Annotated in this window: 18 protein-coding genes; 13 read left to right on the top strand and 5 right to left on the bottom strand. The window is 45.0% G+C overall.

Going from position 1 to position 20,090, the window contains the following annotated elements:
* Positions 1-50: 50 nt before the first annotated feature.
* The 3 genes from glgB (at position 51) to NOM90_RS01750 (ending at position 4,258) form a co-directional block, all read left to right on the top strand.
* The gene (gene glgB, locus NOM90_RS01760) at positions 51-2,087 is read left to right on the top strand and encodes a 1,4-alpha-glucan branching protein GlgB (protein ID WP_255939536.1); all 2,037 of its coding nucleotides are present in this window, start codon (positions 51-53) and stop codon (positions 2,085-2,087) included.
* Positions 2,087-3,517 (top strand): glycogen synthase GlgA, encoded by a 1,431-nt coding sequence (gene glgA / locus NOM90_RS01755; protein WP_255939534.1) that lies wholly within the window; start codon positions 2,087-2,089, stop codon positions 3,515-3,517. Before glgB ends, glgA begins: the two co-directional genes overlap by 1 nt.
* Before the next feature lie 369 nt (positions 3,518-3,886).
* Positions 3,887-4,258 carry an iron chaperone gene (locus NOM90_RS01750; RefSeq protein ID WP_255939532.1) on the top strand — a complete coding sequence of 124 codons (372 nt, stop codon included), beginning with the start codon at positions 3,887-3,889 and terminating at the stop codon, positions 4,256-4,258.
* Between the two features lie 26 nt (positions 4,259-4,284).
* Here NOM90_RS01750 and NOM90_RS01745 read toward each other — a convergent pair whose 3' ends face one another.
* Both NOM90_RS01745 and NOM90_RS01740 read right to left on the bottom strand, forming a co-directional pair.
* Positions 4,285-6,051 (bottom strand): alpha-glycosidase, encoded by a 1,767-nt coding sequence (locus tag NOM90_RS01745; RefSeq protein ID WP_255939531.1) that lies wholly within the window; start codon positions 6,049-6,051, stop codon positions 4,285-4,287.
* A gap of 242 nt (positions 6,052-6,293) precedes the next feature.
* Positions 6,294-7,484 (bottom strand): M20 family metallopeptidase, encoded by a 1,191-nt coding sequence (locus NOM90_RS01740; protein WP_255939529.1) that lies wholly within the window; start codon positions 7,482-7,484, stop codon positions 6,294-6,296.
* Positions 7,485-7,692: 208 nt separating this feature from the next.
* Between NOM90_RS01740 and NOM90_RS01735 the strand changes: the two genes are divergently transcribed.
* From NOM90_RS01735 to NOM90_RS01720, 5 genes are all read left to right on the top strand, one after another.
* On the top strand, positions 7,693-9,168 hold the full coding sequence (locus NOM90_RS01735; protein ID WP_255939527.1) for an ABC transporter substrate-binding protein/permease: 1,476 nt from the start codon (positions 7,693-7,695) through the stop codon (positions 9,166-9,168).
* Complete coding sequence (locus NOM90_RS01730; RefSeq protein WP_255939525.1) at positions 9,155-9,877, top strand: amino acid ABC transporter ATP-binding protein; 723 nt, start codon at positions 9,155-9,157, stop codon at positions 9,875-9,877. Before NOM90_RS01735 ends, NOM90_RS01730 begins: the two co-directional genes overlap by 14 nt.
* A 147-nt stretch (positions 9,878-10,024) precedes the next feature.
* The gene (locus tag NOM90_RS19295; protein ID WP_370866548.1) at positions 10,025-10,231 is read left to right on the top strand and encodes a DUF5316 family protein; all 207 of its coding nucleotides are present in this window, start codon (positions 10,025-10,027) and stop codon (positions 10,229-10,231) included.
* 98 nt (positions 10,232-10,329) lie between these two features.
* A complete protein-coding gene (locus NOM90_RS01725) occupies positions 10,330-11,001 on the top strand; it encodes a PspA/IM30 family protein (protein WP_255939524.1) in 672 nt (223 codons plus the stop codon).
* A 134-nt stretch (positions 11,002-11,135) separates the two neighbouring features.
* A complete protein-coding gene (locus NOM90_RS01720; protein ID WP_255939523.1) occupies positions 11,136-11,546 on the top strand; it encodes a DUF350 domain-containing protein in 411 nt (136 codons plus the stop codon).
* Between the two features lie 220 nt (positions 11,547-11,766).
* Here the strand turns inward: NOM90_RS01720 and xerS are convergent, their stop codons facing one another.
* Positions 11,767-12,852, bottom strand: coding sequence for a tyrosine recombinase XerS (gene xerS / locus NOM90_RS01715; RefSeq protein ID WP_255939521.1), 1,086 nt, complete (start codon positions 12,850-12,852; stop codon positions 11,767-11,769).
* Between the two features lie 153 nt (positions 12,853-13,005).
* On the opposite strand from xerS, the gene NOM90_RS01710 reads away from it, so the two are divergent.
* Both NOM90_RS01710 and NOM90_RS01705 read left to right on the top strand, forming a co-directional pair.
* The gene (locus NOM90_RS01710) at positions 13,006-13,524 is read left to right on the top strand and encodes a GNAT family N-acetyltransferase (RefSeq protein ID WP_255939520.1); all 519 of its coding nucleotides are present in this window, start codon (positions 13,006-13,008) and stop codon (positions 13,522-13,524) included.
* A gap of 92 nt (positions 13,525-13,616) precedes the next feature.
* Positions 13,617-14,504 carry an aldo/keto reductase gene (locus tag NOM90_RS01705; protein ID WP_255939519.1) on the top strand — a complete coding sequence of 296 codons (888 nt, stop codon included), beginning with the start codon at positions 13,617-13,619 and terminating at the stop codon, positions 14,502-14,504.
* A gap of 86 nt (positions 14,505-14,590) precedes the next feature.
* On the opposite strand, the gene NOM90_RS01700 is transcribed toward NOM90_RS01705, so the two are convergent.
* Both NOM90_RS01700 and NOM90_RS01695 read right to left on the bottom strand, forming a co-directional pair.
* Complete coding sequence (locus NOM90_RS01700; RefSeq protein WP_255939517.1) at positions 14,591-15,721, bottom strand: AI-2E family transporter; 1,131 nt, start codon at positions 15,719-15,721, stop codon at positions 14,591-14,593.
* A gap of 86 nt (positions 15,722-15,807) precedes the next feature.
* Positions 15,808-16,410 (bottom strand): TetR/AcrR family transcriptional regulator, encoded by a 603-nt coding sequence (locus NOM90_RS01695; RefSeq protein WP_255939516.1) that lies wholly within the window; start codon positions 16,408-16,410, stop codon positions 15,808-15,810.
* Between the two features lie 174 nt (positions 16,411-16,584).
* On the opposite strand from NOM90_RS01695, the gene NOM90_RS01690 reads away from it, so the two are divergent.
* From NOM90_RS01690 to NOM90_RS01680, 3 genes are all read left to right on the top strand, one after another.
* Positions 16,585-17,511, top strand: a complete 927-nt coding sequence (locus tag NOM90_RS01690; RefSeq protein WP_255939515.1) for a ketopantoate reductase family protein — start codon at positions 16,585-16,587, stop codon at positions 17,509-17,511.
* Between the two features lie 156 nt (positions 17,512-17,667).
* Positions 17,668-18,900: a Bcr/CflA family multidrug efflux MFS transporter gene (locus tag NOM90_RS01685; protein ID WP_255939514.1), complete on the top strand. Its 1,233-nt coding sequence runs from the start codon at positions 17,668-17,670 to the stop codon at positions 18,898-18,900.
* Between the two features lie 135 nt (positions 18,901-19,035).
* Entirely contained in the window at positions 19,036-20,064 is a 1,029-nt protein-coding gene (locus NOM90_RS01680) for an agmatine deiminase family protein (RefSeq protein ID WP_370866547.1), read from the top strand.
* Positions 20,065-20,090 lie beyond the last annotated feature (26 nt).

Here is a 20,090-nt window from a genome sequence, read left to right as displayed (position 1 = left end):
GAATAAGATAGTTAGCAAACAAAAGATAGAGATAAAAGGAGTGTGAAAAGATGACCAAACCATCAGGCGCTGGTACTCAGCCGGTATCGCAACAAGACATTTATTTATTCCATGAAGGCAATCTTTTTCATAGCTACCGAGTGTTTGGCGCACATCTTTGTACCGAACGACAAGTAGAAGGGGTTCGCTTTACCGTCTGGGCACCTAATGCTATCTCTGTCGGTGTCGCAATGGATCGCAATGATTGGGACGGAACTCGTGATGCGTTGGAACTTTTGCCGGAGTCAGGAGGCATCTGGAGTGCTTTTATTGCAGATGTAAAATATGGAGATCTTTATAAATACGATATTCGCTCTCATCAAGACGAGCGTCTACTACGAGCCGATCCTTATGGCGTCTATGCGGAAGTTAGACCGAATACTGCATCACGCGTTGGTTCTGTAGACGGTTATCAATGGGGCGATCAAGCTTGGCGCAGAAAACGTCGGGCACCTTATAACAAGCCTATTAATATCTATGAAATGCAGGTCGGTACTTGGCGTCAAAAAGAAGACGGAAGTTTTTATACATATCGTGAACTTGCCGACATACTGATTCCTTATATTAAAGAAATGGGTTACACGCACCTGGAATTTATGCCGTTGACCGAATATCCGTATGACTTGTCTTGGGGCTACCAAGCGACCGGGTATTTTGCGCCTACGAGCCGTTATGGTGAAGCCAAAGACTTGATGTATCTGATCGATCGTTGCCATCAAGAAGATATCGGCGTTTTGCTGGACTGGGTTCCGGGTCATTTTGCCAAAGATGCTCATGGGCTTAGACAATTTGACGGTTCCCCTCTTTACGAGTATGCCGATCCGATGTTAGCGGAAAAGCCGGGCTGGGGCACGTTGTCTTTTGATTTCGGTAAACCTGAAGTTCAATCTTTCTTGATCTCCAGTGCGCTGTATTGGTTGGAAATGTTCCATTTTGATGGGCTGCGTATCGATGCAGTGACGAGTATGTTACGGCTGGATTTCGAGAAAAAACCGCATCAGTGGAGACCGAATGAAGCAGGCGGGGTCGAAAACAACGATGCGATCGAGTTTTTACGCAAATTAAATATTACAATCTTCAACTATTATCCACATACGATTATGGCGGCAGAAGAGTCCAGCGCTTGGCCGATGGTCACAGCTCCAGCACACGAAGGCGGTCTTGGGTTCAATTACAAATGGAATATGGGCTGGATGAACGATACACTTAAATATGTAGAAACTCATTTCGATGGACGTTCTTCGCTTCATAATTTATTGACCTTCCCGGTGATGTACGCGTATACGGAAAACTTTATTTTGCCGCTGTCGCATGATGAAGTCGTGCATGGCAAAAAATCGTTACTTGATAAAATGCCAGGTGAGTATGCAGAAAAATTTGCGGGGCTTCGCTTGCTACTCGGTTACCAAATGACGCATCCGGGCAAAAAGCTTCTCTTTATGGGAGGAGAATTCGGGCAATTTATCGAATGGAAAGACGAAGAATCTTTGGATTGGCTGCTGATGGAATATGAAGCTCACCGGAATATGAAAGATTTTACGGCAGCTTTGAACCATCTGTATCTGAACGAAAAAGCATTATGGGAAGCGGATCATAGTTGGAGCGGGTATGACTGGATTAATGCCGACGATTCTAATCAGAGCGTCATTACCTTTATGCGAAAAGGAAAAAAACCGGGCGATACGTTGTATATCCTGATCAATTTCCAACCGGTTGCTTACGAAGATTACCGGATCGGTGTCGATAAGCCCGGTACGTATACCGAAGTATTCAACAGCGATCGAATCGAATTCGGCGGAGACGGTATTTTGAATGAAGAACTTATTCGCGCCGAAAAAGGATCTTGGCATAATCGACCTTACCATTTCCCTGTGAAACTTCCGGCTCTGAGCATCGTGATTCTTAAAAAAAGTGCCCGTGCTACGGAGAGTCTGAAAAGTTCGGAAGCTCCTGTAAAATCACCATCCGTAAAAAAGAAAACATCCGATAAACCGGTCAAAAAGCCGAAATCCGATGCCAAATCAGGAACACGAAAGGGGAAAGCTTAATGAAACTATTATTTGCAGCCGCAGAAGCCGCTCCTTTTATCAAAACAGGCGGTCTAGCTGACGTCATCGGAGCTTTGCCGAGAGCTTTAAAAGAAGCCGGAGCCGATATTCGCGTCGTCATTCCGAAATACAAAACGATTCCTGATACGTACAAAGAAAAACTGGTACACAAAGGCGTCACTTATGTACAAATGGGCTGGAGAAGTCAATATTGCGGGATCGAAGAATATGATGACAACGGAATCCCGGTCTATTTTATCGATAACGAATATTATTTTGGACGCGATGGCGTATACGGTTATGGCGACGACGGCGAGCGATTCGGCTTTTTCAACAAAGCGATCCTCGATATTTTGCCTGAAATCGGATTTAAACCGGACGTGATTCATTGCCACGATTGGCATACAGGGATGGTTCCGCTACTGCTCCAAGATTCTTATGCGCATGATCCGTTTTACGATAATATCCAAACGGTATATACGATTCATAACTTGCTGTATCAAGGTGTGTTTCCTTATGCGGTGTTTGGCGAATTGCTCGGCTTGGACAATCGTCATTTCACCGAAAGCGGAGCCGAATATTATGGCAATGTGAACTTTATGAAAGCAGGCATTGTATACGCGGGTAAAGTGACAACGGTAAGCCCAACGTATGCCGACGAAATTCGTACCGCACATTACGGCTATGGGTTAGACGGTCTGCTGTCTTCAATCGGAGATAAACTTACAGGTATTGTGAACGGGATCGATGTGAAAAGCTATAATCCGAATACGGATCAAGCGTTAAGCACACGATATAAAAGCAGTATTGCTAAAAAACGCGAAAACAAAACAGCGCTGCAAAAAGAACTGGGTCTTCCGGTGAACGCCAAAACGCCAATGATCGGGATTGTGTCTCGTTTGGTTGAACCTAAAGGGCTGGATCTGATCGTGCGTGTACTCGACGAGTTGCTTTACGGCGACGATGTGCAAGTTGTTGTATTGGGTACGGGCGAACCGGGGTACGAAGATTGGTTCCGTCAAGCGGCGTATCGTCATCCCGAGCAATTGTCGGCTCAAATTCGATTTAGCGAACCGCTATCAAGAAACATTTACGCCGCGAGCGATATGTTCTTGATGCCATCGATGTTCGAGCCTTGCGGGATCAGTCAGTTGTTGGCGATGCGTTACGGCAGCGTGCCGATTGTACGGGAAACCGGAGGGCTGAACGATACGGTTCATGCTTACAATGAGCATACGCATGAAGGCAACGGATTTAGTTTCGCTTCGTACAATGCGCATGATATGCTGCATACGGTTCGCCGTGCTTTACACTTTTACCGACAAGATGCGGCTTGGAAAAAGATTGTGCAGAACGGGATGAATGCGGATTTCAGTTGGCTGGCTTCGGCGAAAGAATATATGGAGATTTACGAACAACTTAACGCGTAAGAGCTGAGGAAGACCGGGATTTATTTCCGGTCTTTTTTTGTTGGGCGAGTTTCTGTTGGATGCGGGTGCGGCACGTATAGGCTACAGAAGAGATTTGTTTCGGTCGCTTGTTGAAATTGGAAAAAGAGATTGAAGTTTTATTTGGTTTTTTCCAATTTCAAAGGCGAACACTATCGTTCCTTCACTAAATCTCTTCTTTCGCCGCTTCATGTTGCTCAATAGCAACTTTTTCAAAACCAAAACCTTCAATAAAATTCGGTCTTTTTGGGTCTTGTGAAAGGGAAGGTTGTTCGGCAAAATGGAGAGGAGTAGTAAAGTGAAGAGAATAAAGCAAAAGCAAACCAAAAAAGAAAAATAGGAGGGATTGGGGTGGAAGTGTTTAAGGAGTATTTGGATAAGTTGGATGATCCGTTGCGGAAAGAAAGATTTGAACATATTTTTGAATGGATACATACTACGTTTCCGCAACTTGGGATGAAGATCGCTTGGAATCAGCCGATGTTTACGGATCATGAGACGTTTATTATTGCGTTTAGTGCCGCGAAAGCACATATGTCGGTGGCACCGGAAAAAGCGGCGCTGGATCGTTTCACCGATCAGATCGCCGCTTCGGGGTATACCTATACGAATCAGATGTTTCGGATTCCGTGGAAAAGTCAGGTCGATTATGAATTGTTGAAAAATATCATTGCATTCAATATTGAAGATAAAGTAGAATCTACGACATTTTGGCGGAAATAAAAAGCGCTTTGCAAAAAGATTTGGGTTTAACCTACGTTCGCGTCTGCTTGTGCCAGATTACGGTATAAGATTCGGTAGCCGTAAGCGTCGAGTGGGATCGCAAGCCGTCCGTCGATCGTAGGCACGCGATCTGTTGTCAAAGCATCGCACCAATCGTCCGTTTCCATCGGATGGGACAAAATGCTCGGTTGCCCGGTGTTATTCATCCAGATTGTAAAATGGATATGATCGTCGATCCGCTCGTATATAATACAAGGATCACCCGATTCCGCCATCAGGAAGCGAAAACGTCCGCCGCGTAGAGCTGGGTACGTTTTGCGAAGTTTGATCATCAAGCGGTAAAAGCTATGGAGTTCACGGTCTTGCTTGGACGGCTCCCATTCCATACATTTTCGACAATCGGGATCGGCGCCGCCTTGAAGACCAATTTCGTCGCCGTAAAAAATACAAGGCGTACCCATATACGTAAATAAAAACACGATTGCCAATTTCAACTTGCGTTGATCGCCGCCTAATCGAGTGAGTAGACGAGGGGTATCGTGACTGCACAACATATTGAACACGACTTCGTTCGTTTGCTGCGGGTAACGCATAAGCAGACTGCTCATATGGCTCGCAAATTGATACCCATCCATTCCGCCGCCGAAAAACGCCAATACTTTATCGGAAAATGGATAGTTCATGACGGAATCGAATTGATCGCCTAACAACCACGAAAGCGAATCGCTCCAGACTTCTCCGACTAGATACGCATCCGGTTTTGCCCCTTTGACCACATCTCGAAATTCACGCCAAAAGTGATGATCGACCTCATCGGCTACGTCCAAACGCCAACCGTCGACCCCGACTTCTTTGATCCAATATTTAGCGACGCCAAGCAAATACTTGCGCACTTCTTCATTACCTGTATTAAATTTAGGCATGTTGCCGTAAAAGCCGAATGTATCGTAAGTCGGAATGCCTTCTTGTACTTCGAGCGGGAACGTATTGACATGGAACCAGTCCGCGTAAGGCGAATAAGAACCTTTTCGAACAACGTCTTGAAAAGGCGGGAATTGATCGCTGCAATGATTGAACACGGCGTCGAGGATTACTTTTATACCTTTGCTATGGCAGATTTCAACCAGTTGCTTGAGTACGGTCAAATCGCCAAGATGCGGATCAATCGTTTTGTAATCGACCGTATCGTATTTGTGATAAGTCATGGCAGTAAAGATCGGCGTAAAATAAATAGCATTGATGCCAAGATCGACCAAGTAGTCGATATGATCCAGTACGCCTTGCAGGTCACCGCCGAAATAATCGGTTAATGTCGGTTGCGCACCCCATTCAAGTGTGTTTGGAGGATTAATCGCGGGATTACCGTTTGCAAACCGATCCGGCATGATCTGGTAAAAGATCGCTTTTTTTGCCCAGTCCGGCGCGGCAAACAGATCGACAACGTGAATATAAGGAAACTCGTAAAATCCTCCTGTTGGAGAAGGGAAGCCTTGGTGAAATTCGTTATCGGCTTTGAATAGCGTCTCGTCTCCTGAAATCAAACGAAAAATATAAGCGACACGCTTGAACTTTGGGCGCACAGGACCTTCCCAATAATCAAAATATTCGTCGGTTGCTGCTTTTTCCAATTCGACTTCAAAATAAGTACGGTTCCAATCATATTTGTCGCCGGTCATTGCGGTTACGCGATCGACGTCATTTTTTTTGGTGCGAAAACGTAAATGAATGGTATGTAAGTCGTATGAATAAGCCCATTTGTCACGTGGTACATGATACATCGCTTCGCGAAACATAAAATCTCCCCTTTTTTTATCCAAACTGCTGCATCATCTCTACTATGAGACGTCGAATCGGTCGATCGGAATGGATTACCAAACAGTGACGGCAGTTGAAATTCAATTAGGAAGTCAAGTTACCCAGCGTCGAAAAGATGGACGTTATTACCCGGAAAAAGTTGACACTGAAACCAATCTTATCAATAATAAAAATCCCACTTTCGAGAAAACAAAAGCAGGATCAATAGTAGAATATAAGTTTAAACGGAAGATGTTTGTGGAGCCGCATTTGGATTGAACTCGGCTTGAACTTTTTCCAATAGACCTGGAATCGTGACGGTATCGTATGCAGTTGCCGCAAGAATTTTGGCACCCAAAATCATTGCTTGATAAGCAGGTTCTTGTTGTGCCAGATCCCGGAATCCAATACTGTGCAGCTCATGACGTTCATGAATAACTTGAATATACGGATGAATAGCGGGGCAACGCGTAGATACATTTCCGACATCCGCTGAACCGCCGTTTACCGGTTCCTCAATACTTTCTGCCGGAATTCCATATTCAATAAGATTTTGCGTGAACGTCTCGGACAATGTCTCATTCGTAATCAATTCGTCATACGAATATTCATAGTTCGAGATTTTGAGTTCGCAACCGGTCTGCAAAGCAGCACCTTCCGCGATCCGTCGAACTTTTTCGACCAATTCGTTGGTATACGCGCGATCGGCAGAACGGATATAAAATTGCGCTGAAGCATAGTCGGGAATAATATTCGCCGCTACGCCGCCATGATTAATAATGCCGTGAATACGTGCATCGGAGCGAGTTTGCTGCCGCAGTGCATTGATTGCATTAAATAATAGAAGAACCGAATCCAGCGCATTGATGCCTGATTCCGGGCTAGCTGCGGCATGTGAAGATTTCCCGTGAAATTCATATTGAATCGCATCCATTGCAAGAGCGCTACCGGATTTTTGGTACGAATAATACGGATGTGCCATCAGAGCGAAGTCGCAATCATCGAAAAGACCTGCGTCAGCCATCGTGACTTTTGCGCCTCTCGTTTCTTCGGCAGGCGTACCGTATACCCGTAGCGTGCCTCCATGCTCACTCACGAAGTTTTTTAAGCCAATAGCCGCGCCTAGACTCATCGTGCAAATCAAGTGATGGCCGCAAGCATGACCGATCTCCGGCAGCGCATCATATTCGCAAAGTAACGCAATTGTAGGGCCCGGTTTCGAAGAAGTAAAAGTCCCTATAAACGCAGTCTCGATATTCAGCACGGGTGCTTGGACTTCAAATCCATGATTAACCAATGATTGTTTGAGTCTCGCGGACGCTTTGTATTCTTCATTGCCAAGCTCCGGGTTCTCTGCGATATATACAGCGATTTCCGTAAGCTCAGCCGCATGATTGTCGATCGTATTGAATAACGTTTGTTTCGTATTCATGAATAAACGCTCCTTATTTCGGTGTACTTGAAGTCAAAGCTTATCATGCAAACGAAACGTTTTCAATGATGACGCGGCTTTGTAAGCATTAAGGCAACTTAAAATAACTTTAAAAAAGTACGCGACATTTATCGTATATTGTTGTATAAATATGAATGACGTTCTATAATGAGGGCTTGTTATTTTACTTACAGAGTGGAGAGAGAGCATGTTAAAAGTTAAACGGTTAATTCCTATGCTGATGGCGCTGCTTATATTAATGCTGGCATTGTATCCGGGTCACGGACAAGCTAGCACACAAAGCGCATCAGGCACAAGTGAAGAAAAAACGATTAAAGTCGGGTTAAGCCCGGACTTTGCGCCGTATGAATTCTTAATGACGGTAGACGGAAAAAGTAAAGTTGTCGGATCAGATGTAATGATTGCCGAAGAGATTGCCAAAGACATGGGCGTAACCCTTGTCATTGAGCAAATGTCATTCGACAGTCTGATTCCAGCGCTGCAAAGCGGTCGGATCGATATGATCATCTCGGGGATGACCCCAACCGACGAAAGACGCCAAAACGTTGATTTCTCGGATTTGTATTACACGTCGCGCCAAGTCATTTTGACTCGCGCAGCGGATGTCGATAAATACAAAACGATGGATGCTTTGGATGGGGAACAGATCGGCGTACAGACCGGTTCGATTCAAGAAGAAATTGCGAACGGTATTCCGAATGCTCAAGTTACAGCGGTTAAAACAATCTCGGACGTTGTAAGCTTACTTACATCGGATCGTGTCAATGCGGCAGTGTTCGAAGGGCCAGTTGCCGAATCTCAAGTGAAAAACCGTCCAGGTCTTGCGATTGCCGAAGCCGTTCCTGAAGACAGCGATACACCGATGGCGATTGCAGTCCAAAAAGGCAATACTGAACTGGTTAACGAAATTAATGTGACGCTTGAGCGTCTGCGCGCGACAGATGCAGTCGATGGATTCATTCAACAAGCGAACGAATTGAGCTCGGGCGATACGGCTCCAAGCAATATCTTCTCGTTCTTCTGGAAGTATCGCGGATTTTATGCCGATGGCGTACAGTACACACTGCTGTTATCCGCTTTGGGCGTATTGTTCGGTTTCATTATCGGTCTAATCGTTGCGATTGCCCGCTTGTCTGGCGTAAAGATTCTAAAATGGATTGCTGTTGCTTATATCGAAGTGCTTCGCGGTACGCCGATGTTGGTGCAATTGTTAATTATCCACTTCGGTCTTGCCAGCGCATTCGATATTAAATTTACAGTCCTACAATCCGGTATTCTTACCTTGTCGCTGAACAGTTCGGCTTACTTGGCGGAAATTTTCCGTGCAGGTATCCAAAATGTCGATAAAGGTCAGATGGAAGCCGCTCGTTCTTTGGGGATGCCTAGAGGCATGGCGCTTCGCACGATCATTATTCCACAGGCGATCAAAGGCGTGCTGCCCGCGATCGGTAACGAATTCGTCGTTATTATCAAAGAATCTTCGATCGTATCGTTTATCGGGGTAGCAGATCTGATGTTCCAAGCCAATGCGGTGCGTACACTGACCTATTCCGGTCTGTATCCGCTTGTGATCGCAGCAGGGATCTACCTGGTCATGACGCTGATCTTGTCTCAATTATTGAATCTACTTGAACGGAGGTTGAGTGCCGGTGATAACCGTTAATAATTTGCAAAAGTCGTTCGGCAAAAACGAAGTGTTGCGCGGAATCGATACGGAAATTCAAAAAGGCGAAGTCGTTGTTGTTATCGGGCCCAGCGGTTCGGGTAAAAGTACGTTTCTTCGTTGCATGAACCGTCTGGAAGAAGTAACAGGCGGCGAGATTTTGTTCGAAGGCAAATCAATCACAGACAAAAAACACAATATCGACAAAACGCGCGAAAAGATGGGCATGGTGTTCCAGCAGTTCAACTTGTTCCCGCACAAAACGGTATTGGAAAATATCACACTGGCTCCAACCAAGCTGCAAAATGTATCGACGAAAGATGCGAATGTACATGCGGAGTCTTTACTCCAATCTGTCGGCCTTGCTGATAAAAAGAATGCGTATCCCGCACAGTTATCCGGTGGACAAAAGCAGCGTATCGCGATTGTTCGCGCACTTGCGATGCGTCCGCACGTCATGTTGTTCGACGAACCGACATCGGCACTCGATCCAGAGATGGTCGGTGAAGTATTGGACGTTATGAAAAAGCTTGCGGAAGATGGCATGACGATGGTCATCGTGACGCATGAAATGGGCTTCGCACGCGAAGTGGGCGATCGGATCATCTTTATGGACGGCGGCGTGATCGTCGAAGAAGGAACCCCTGAAGAAGTATTCGGGGCGCCAAAACATGAGCGTACAAGAGACTTCTTGAGCAAAGTTTTATAAAATGCACATCAACAAAAGCTGTTTCCTTTTAAGTAAAGGAACAGCTTTTTTTCTATGAGATGACTGGTTATATTTCTCAAATTAGATGTAATCAATTAAAATAATAGAGAAGCACAATTTAAAATCGAACGCATCAAGGAGGAACTTATGGAGATTTTTCTGTGGACAGGTCTGATTTTTTTATTGATTTCTGGAATCCTTACAGGTGTTTTTAATTCAGGTAGCGAACAACGAAGTAATTTTCATACAGAAGATCAAGAATCGAGATTTAGGAGAAGAGCATTTGGATTCAAAACTTTTTTGGTCGGGATCATTTGCTTGGGCATATTCGCACTTTTTTATTTTTTAAAATAATTATCGTACATTATGAAACCGATTGTGACGTAATTCGTAATAGGTAGGGTAATGGTTCAAATGAATAGAGAAAAGTTAACTTCAAGGAGGAAAAAAAGATGTCCGTATTTAAAAGATTGCGTGACCTGACTTTGTCCAATGTATATGCCATGATCGAGAAAGCCGAAGATCCGGTTAAATTGACAGATCAATATATCCGAGATATGCAAGAAGACCTTGCCGATGCAGAAAAAGCGGTAGCGGCTCAAATCGCAATCGAGAAAAAGTTCAAGCAATTGTATGAAGAACAACAAGAGCTGGTAAATCGTCGTACAGAGCAAGCGCATATGGCGGCAAAAGCTCAAAACGTAGATCTGGCTCGCCGTGCTCTGGAAGAAAAAAATGCAGCTGAACAGAAAATGAACGAATACAAAAACAGCTTCGATCAAAACAAAGCGGCTGCGGACAACCTGCGTGGCAAGCTGGAAGAAATGCGTAAGCAATTGACTGAAATGAAAAACAAACGCGATACGTTGGTGGCGCGTTACAGTGCGGCAAAAGCACAAAACGAAATCAACAAAACGATGTCTGGATTCAACTCGGACAGCGCATCTTCCGGTATGAAACGTATGGAAGAAAAAATGTTGAATATGGAAGCTCAAGCCGAAGCGAGCAACGAAATGTCTTCCAAAGGCAAATCGCTCGACGACGAATTTGCGGAATTGGGCAAAAACAGCGCAGTCGACAGCGAACTCGAAGCACTGATGAAGCAGTACGAGAAAAACGAGTAAGCTTCAAAAAAAGAATACAGGCTAAGCGCCGCTAAAAAAGCGAACAAAGCCAAGCGAAGGGGAACGCGTGTACGCGGCGGGTTTCCTTCGCTTTTTCATGGTTTTACATAGCCGGCGCGCAAGGAGGACGGAAAGTGGAATTTTCGGATTTGGCAAGACTTGTCGTATGGACGCTTTCCGGAGCGATCCTGCTGACTTTATTAATGATTATCGATTCATTTTTCACGAAGTATAAAGACTTTCAAGAAATCAGACGGGGCAATCTTGCGGTCACGGTTCGTCTAGTGATGAAGATTTTTGCTCAAGCTTTGATCTTGAAATATGTACTCGAAGGATCGTCAAGTATCGTGGATGCTTGGATCATTTCGTTTATTTCCTTTATCGTATTGCTAGCGCTAGAAAGTGCCGTAGAGTTCATTTTGCGGAAGTGGGGCAATCTGAACTTGGACGAAGGCACAGAGCGCGGTAACGTCGCGCACGGGCTGTTTGCGGGGACGCTGCATGTCATCGGTGCGATGGTGATTACGGCGGCGTTATCGATCTAGTTACGTTGGCGCTTCGCTTAGGCGTGGGAGACGCTAAGGCAGAAATTCGTTCAAGTCGCTGTTTCGCCCAGAAAGCTTACAGCTTTCCGGGCTCAAAGGCGACTTTCGCTGAATTTCTGCCTTCGCTGCGCTGGGCGGTGTTTATCGATAACGGCGTAGTGAGTGTGGGAAAAGAGAAAAGCATTAAAAAAGAAGCGGAACTTCCGCTTCTTTTTTTGTATCAAGATTCGTCATTTCGGCGTTCGATCGCTTCGGACATCGTTTTGTCGGTGAGGTGGGCATAGATTTCGGTGGTTTCGGTGGAAGCATGTCCGAGTTGTTCTTTGGTTTTGTAGATATCGTTTTGCAAATAGTAATCGGTGGCGAAAGAATGACGGAGTTTGTGAACGGTTAGATAAGGTTTGCCGAAATATTTGGCGTATTTGATAATCATCGCTTGAACAGCGCGCTTCGTCATTCGTTTGCCTTCTTTTTGACCGTTCGGAATCGCAAGGAACAATGCTTTTTCGCGCTTGGGAGCGGCGTAATCCGTATCTCGCAAATCTAGATAACGTTCCAGGTTGAAGCGAGCTTGATCGCGGAAATAGACCGGCGTTTTGAACGTCTCGTCGTTATTGCCTTTACGCATGACATAGATCAGCTTATGATTCATATCCAGGTCGGCGATATTGAGATTGATGACTTCAGAGACGCGCAGACCTGCATTCAAAATCAGACTCGCGATCGAAGCATCGCGTTCTTTATTTTTCGCATGGGCATATAGGGCTTGCTTATTAGTGGCAACATCGAGCGCATAGCCTTCGCGAATATAATCAATAAAATCGGTCAGTTCGGATTCTTCTAAAATTTTTCCTTTTAGCTTGGCTGCGGTATCTTTTGGTTTATGTGTACGCTTGATTTCGATTTTTGCCATGACATTACGTTTTAATAACGGATAAAAGTTCTCGTCTTCCGCAATTTGACTAAGATAATGGAACATAGAGCGCAGCGCCGAAAGTTTGCGGGTGACGGTTGTCCGTGAATTGGTTCCTTCGGTTCGCGTCGTCAAGTGCAGTCGATAGCCAGTTACTTGTTCCATGCGTAGGGATTCTAATTCTTCTAGCGTTACTTCTTTTAAGCTGGGAGCGGAAGAGAGACCTTCGACGCGTAGCCAGTTAAAAAACGATTCATAATCCCGTACGTATTCGAGCAACGTCGAAGGGGACAAATCCGGTAGTTTATAATCGATAAATTGCTGAACATACCACGGCATTTCGGGCAATTTTTCATTAAGTTTGGCGCGGTCGATCGTTTTTTGAATACTCATAATCGATATCCTCTTTTCAAAAAATTACGGCTTGATCTACATCGGATCTTCTTTACCCAGTGTACCATAATCCAAAAATTTGCCGAGGTAGAAGGTTGTCGGTTACGATAGAAAATGAAAATACGAAGCAACCAGACAAAGGAGCCGAAAGCAATGGAGCCAAATGTAAAGTTGGAGCTTGTGCCGCAACAAAGCCGAACGGTGATCGAAAATCTGCTTCAGTTTTACTTATATGATTTTACAGCGTATTTAGATATTCCAGCCGATGAAAATGGGCGGTTTCCAAATTATCCGGATCTGGATGAATATTGGACAAAAAGCGATCGGAAGTTTCCTTTTTTGATTCGTGTGAATGGTGAACCGGGAGGTCTGGCGTTAGTTGAAAAAACCAACGATTCCGACAAAAAGCCTTCGTATTATATGGTCGAGTTTTTTGTATTGCGTAAGTTTCGTCGTCTGGGCGTAGGCGGTATAGCGGCAGTATTATTATTCGATAAATTCCGTGGACGCTGGAAAGTCACTCAGCTCAAAAATAACGAAACCGCGCAGCTTTTTTGGCGAAATACGATCGGTATTTATACGAACGGCGCCTACAGAGAACGTCATCATCCGTTTAACGGGCATCCGAGTCAATATTTCGACAACGGAGAATTGCCCGGCGAAGATTTTTAAAAAAGTATTCGCGAATACGCTTTCTTTTTAGAGGTGAAGGGTAAAAGACAGTGGGCATCAAGATGCAGTCACTTTGAACAGGAGGATGGATCATGGAAAAAAGAACCTACGGCAACACCGGAATGGATGTTAGCGTGCTTGGATTTGGAGCGTCGGAGATCGGAAGCGGTGTCTCGCAAAACGATGTAGACAAGCTACTGGGTAGCGCAATTGACGAAGGTCTGAATATTATTGATACCGCCGAATGTTACGGAGACAGCGAAGAACTCATTGGACGCGCGATCTCGCATCGACGAGACGACTTTTACTTATTTACGAAATGCGGTCATGCTTCGCGTATTGACGGTGCCGATTGGGACCCGGTTACGCTGGCGGCAACCATTGATCGCAGTCTGAAAAGACTTCAAGTGGATCATGTGGATATGATTCATCTGCATAGCTGCTCCGAAGAAGTGCTGCGAAAAGGCGAAGTGATCGAAGTGCTTCAACGTGCCAAACAAGACGGAAAGACTCGTTTTATCGGTTATAGCGGAGATACGACAGATGCACTGTACGCGGTACAAACAGGGGTGTTTGATAGTCTGGAGACATCGCTCAACGTAGCCGACCAAGAAGTCATTGATCTGACCTTGCCTGAAGCAATCAAACGCAATATGGGCGTGACGGTAAAACGTCCGATTGCGAATGCGGCATGGTTATTCGACAATGTCGATCCAGACGATTATGCGTATGTCTATTGGAAACGTCTGCGTGAACTGCAATACGGATTCCAATCCGAAGAAGATTCGGTAGCGACGGCGCTGCGCTTTACGTTATCGACGCCGGGCGTGCACACGGCTATCGTCGGGACGACAAAGCCGGATCGTTGGCATCAAAACGCAAAGTTGTTAGAAGCCGGAGCACTCGATCAAGCTAGATACGATGAAATTCGTAGACGTTGGCACGAAATCGCGCCAGCGGATTGGACAGGGCGTACGTAAGCTTCATTTGAGTACGAACCAAAAAAAGCCTTTCAATCGCGAACTGCGAACGAAAGGCTTTTTTGATGTGTATCTTTTTTGAAAAATTACAGATAAAGCTGAGAACGCATTTTGAACCAGTCGAATACATGAGTTGCCAATACTTTCAGCACTGCGTAACCAGGGACAGCCAGCAAAATTCCGACCACACCGAACAAATTACCCGATGTCAAAATGACAAAGATGATTGTGATCGGATGGATACGTAGCGATTTACCCATAATTTGCGGCGAAATGAACTTGCCTTCCACTAACTGCACAACGGTCCAGACAATGACCATTTTGAGCAGCATGATCGGCGATGTAACTGCGGCTACGATGATTGCAGGCGTGATCGCGATGGCAGGCCCCAGATAAGGAACAATTGCCGTACACGCGGCTACAATCGCCAGAACAAGAGAATATTCCAAGCCGATAATCCGGTAGCCGATATAGAGAAGTACACCGATACATAAGCTGACGATAATCTGACCGCGAATATACGAACTGATTTGGTGGTTCGCTTCTTTCAGCACAGTGAGTGTCCCTGGACGAAGTTTCGTTGGGATGAAGCTCAAAATATAATTCGGAAGCTTACGGCCGTCTTTGAGCAGGTAGAACAAGATGAAAGGCAACGTGACGATCGCCAGCACCAGTTCTTTGACGATGCCAAGCAATCCGCCGATTCCTGTCCACGTATGATTCAGAATCGTTGTCGCTCGTTCCGAAATCGTACTCACGATTTCTTGCGTGTTGAGATTAGTTGCGGCTTGGAATTGCGCGACCAAGTCGCTACCGATCAACTTTTCAAACTCAGTTTGGATCGTCTGGCTGTAAGCCGGGAAGTTTTCGAAAAATCCGAGTAACTGTTCACGGATAATCGGAACGATCAACGTAATGATGCCGACCAGTAGACCGATAATCAGCAGATACAGAACTAAAATGGTATAGACCCGTTTAACCTTCTTTTTTTCCATAAAATCGACGATTGGATTGAGTAAATAATAGACAACTCCTGTCAGGATAATCGGGAGGACGACGGTTTTGAGCAGCACCCAAAGCGGATTGAAAATAAACGACACTTTGGAAAAGATCAAAATGTTGACGCCGACCAATAAAGCTACCAATAAAAACAGTACAAACTTGTTGTTCAAAAATAACCTTCGAAATCGTCCTGACCATGACCGGGCTTCGTTCATTCTTCATTTCTCCATTCTTGGATTGATCTGAGGTTTCGTTTTTCTTTTTATACTCAAGCATACAAAATGCGTGAATCCTATACAAGTTAGCTTATCCCTTGGTGTGAAATAGAAATCGAAGATTCGTTATGGCTTTCAGCATCTTTTAAAGATAGACCTTGTACTTGAAGCAATATCATGAGTTGCTCGACCATTTCCGTTGGTGAATAGGGCATGCCTTCTGTGAGCCACCACTCAAACATCCCGACGATCGCTGTTGTGAGAAACTGAACCGCAATGACTTTATCCATCCGCTTATTATCAACAAAACGATCAACCTGTTGTTCCACGCTTGTTTTGAGCAGAGCAGACAAACGGGAACGAAAAGCCGGATTACCTTCGCTTCGAACCAATAACATATAAAGATCGGAGCTTTGCTGTAAATATTCAAAAGTACGAAGTAATGCAGCTTCAGGATTTTCTTGCGATTGTTCGATCCGGCAGCTTTCATTTAATTCCTGCAAATACTTCTCGATACTTTGATCCAGTAAATCGAATTTGTCTTGAAAATGTAAGTATAGCGTACCTCGGTTCACGTCCGCGCGATCTGCGATTTCTTGAATCGTAATTTTTTCGAATCCTTTTTCGCGAAGTAAAGTCAAAAACGTATGAAATAGTTTCTCTCTCGTTTTACGTACACGTCGATCCAACGGTTTCACTCCTTTTTACTAAACAGATTGTTTTCATGTGTTGAGTACTCAACAAAAAGTCGAATATCGGCGATTGCTGATGATAAACTTACTTGCTACTTTTATATTAATCAACAGATGTTCATTAATCAACGTTTGCTAACTTTGAACATCTGGATATAAAAGGAGAGACTTATGCGGATTTTGATTTTGGGAGCGGGAGTATTGGGCAGCGTGCTTGGACAATTATTGATTAAAGGGAGACATGACGTTACTTTTCTTGCCCGTGGAAAAAGAGCAGAGCAGCTTCGGCGGGACGGACTGGTCATTAAGCATCATCTTCAAAATAAAACGACGGTTGATTGGCCAAAAGTCATTGAGACTCTCGCAGCTGACGATAGGTACGATCTGATCTTTACTGTAATGAAATATTCCGATATCCGATCGATCTTGCCGATATTGGCTCAAAACAATAGTCAGCATATCATGATGATTGGTAACAATCCGAGTATCGAAGACACGGAGCAGCAATTGCAAAAAATGAGTACCGATATAAAACAGGTTGCTTTCGGATTTCTAGTCGGAGCGGGTGTACGTAAAGAAGATGGCAAAGTTGTATCGCTTCGAGTAGGGAAGATGAAACTGATCGCGGGAGGTCAGAAAGGAAAAGTACCAATCTTGCCTTTATTGCAAAACATTTTCGAAGCTGCTCCTTGCAAGTTAACTCTTCATACCGATATCGATGGATGGCTCAAAAATCATATCATTCCGATTCTTCCGCTTAGCGCAGCATGGCAAGCCCATGATGGAGACTTTAAAGCCGTTGCGAAAGACAAAGCGCTGCTCAAGCAAGTGGTAGAGGCAATGATCGAGGGATTCGACCGATTAGAACATGCCGGTTATCCGTTGGTGCCTATAGAGCAAGCACGGAAGCTGCGAAAATACAGAAAAATATTGCCGATTTTATTAGGGATCTATCATCGGCTGCCGATTGCCAAGTTAGTTGACAGTTCTACCACCGAAGCCCGGGCACTAGAGGAGGCATTTCGCAAGCTGACAGAGTCGTCCAATCAAGCAACGCCCAACTGGGATAACTTATTCAAAAATAATTTCATCATATGAAAAATTCACAATAATAAAACCAAAAATCAAAACCACGAAAAAATAAAAAGAAAACGCAACCTAGCGATCTATATTGACGAATATGTAGAAAACATCGATAATCGAAATTTAATATGTTCTTCGACTTATCGAAAATAGAAAGGAACCTACATATTCATGGCTACTTCAATTTCTACGAAAACACCGATTGGCAAAGCGCAACGACTAAAGTTCATTTTGATTCTGGGTTCTTTATCGGCTTTTGGCCCTTTATCGATTGATATGTACTTGCCGGCGTTACCGACACTTGCGCAAAATTTGAATACAACACAACCGTTGGCGCAACTTAGCCTGATGGCTTGTTTACTCGGATTGGCACTCGGACAATTGATCGCAGGCCCTCTCAGTGATATTCGAGGCAGACGTATGCCTTTGATCGTAGCGCTTGTGTTGTACACGATCGCTTCACTCGCTTGTGCTTTGGCATCGTCGATTTGGGTATTGATTGCCCTTCGATTGGTTCAAGGTGCAGCAGGAGCGGCGGGGATTGTCATTTCCCGAGCCACGGTACGCGATCTATATGCCGGCAAAGAATTAACCCAATTTTTCACAATGCTCATGCTAGTAAACGGTTTGGCTCCGATCCTTGCGCCGATCTTCGGCGGGTTCATTTTGAATTTCGTCGATTGGCGCGGTGTGTTTTGGGTATTATGCGTGATCGGAGGAATGATGTTGCTTGCGGTCATGTTCGCTTTGCCCGAGACCTTAGAGCGTGAACGTCGTTCTTCTGGAGGTCTAGGTGATACGTTACGTACATTCGGAAAACTGCTGCGTAACCGTGCGTTTATCGGATATGCGTTATGCCAAGCTTTTGTTATGGCAGCGATGTTTGCGTATATTTCCGGTTCGCCTTTTGTTATTCAAGATTTGTTTGGCGTATCACCTCAGGGCTATAGTTGGTTCTTTGCTATTAATGGGCTTGGTATTGTGTTGTTTTCTCAAATTACCGGTAGATTGGTCTATCGAGTTGGAGAAAGCAGGCTCCTTGTGACCGGGTTATTGATCGCTGTAATCTCCGGTATATCGTTAATGGTACTGACTTGGATCGGAGGCGGGCTATGGAGTCTTGCACCGTTCTTATTTTTGATCGTAGCAAGTGTCGGGATGCTATCCTCCACGACGACTTCGCTTGCGATGCAAAGTCAAGAACCTCGCACGGCAGGTAGTGCTTCAGCTTTGATTGGTTTGATGCCCTTGTTGTTCGGAGCAGGCGCGACGCCACTTGTAGGGCTTGGAAGCGGCACAACTGCATTTCCAATGGGGCTAGTGATTGGAATCGCAGAACTACTGGCTTTGATCTCGTATCTGATCTTTGTTTTGCCGGCTTCACGTTCAAAATCATTCTCTTAAAAGTTAAGCAAACAAGCTGTTCTCATTCTTTGTGAGAATGGCTTGTTTTGTGTGAACCAGTTATTGTATGATGGTGTTCGCGAATCTATGTTCTTTTGAACAATTATTTTCTATACGTAAGGGGACGACAAATTAGTGAATCCGAAAACTCTTCATTATACAATGCCTGCCGAATGGGCGCCGCATGAACGGACGATGTTGTCTTGGCCGGTACAATCTTCAATGGTGTATCCAGGGAACTTCGAAGAAGTCTGCGTAGGGTATACCGAACTCGTCAAAGCGATTGCTGAATTCGAGCCGGTGACGTTAGTCGTGAATCCGGAAGACGTGGAGCGTCTGCATCCGGTTTTTGCCGGTCATTCGGTCGAACTACTGACAATTCCTCATAACGATGCTTGGTTACGCGATAACGGGCCTACGATTCTTTTGAATGAAAAAGGCGAACGCGCCGGTGTCAATTGGGGCTTCAATGCTTGGGGCGGCAAATATACGCCTTGGGATCTTGATGATGCAGTGGCACCGGCCGTGCTGGAACACTTAGGGCTTCGTCAATTCGCTGCGCCTTTGGTACTTGAAGGCGGTTCGATTCATGTAGACGGCGAAGGCACATTGCTGACGACCGAAGAATGTCTGCTGAACGAGAATCGCAATCCAGACTTGAGCCGTGCCGAAATCGAAGAACATGTCAAAAACTTCACGAATATTGAAAAAATCATCTGGCTGAATCGCGGGCTTGCAGGCGACGAAACCGATGGCCATGTCGATAACGCAGCATGCTTTGCGGCACCGGGTAAAGTCATTATTCAAGTATGCGAAGATCCTTTAGATGAAAACTATGCGATTACGCAAGAAAACTTGCGGATTCTCGAAGAAGCAACCGATGCAAAAGGACGCAAGCTTGAAATCATTAAAATCCAACAACCTCCTTATGCCGAATACGAAGGAAGCCGTCTGACTTTGAGTTACCTGAACTTTTATTTTGTGAACGGTGGCATTATTCTGCCGGTATTCGGCGGAGCAGCAGCCGAAACGGATCAACTTGCTGAAGAAGTCTTGCAACGTACATTCCCTGAACTGCGTATTCGTACGGTAGACGGAATGGCTGTTATTCGCGAAGGCGGCAATGTTCACTGCACCACGCAACAAATTCCAGCAGGAATTTAATCGATAGATCGGATCATCTACAATCG

Origin of the sequence: Saccharibacillus sp. JS10 (assembly GCF_024436065.1) — a bacterium.
Classification (GTDB): domain Bacteria; phylum Bacillota; class Bacilli; order Paenibacillales; family Paenibacillaceae; genus Saccharibacillus.
The sequence above is the reverse complement of the archived record's forward strand: the minus strand, read 5'-3'. Positions and strand labels throughout refer to the sequence as shown.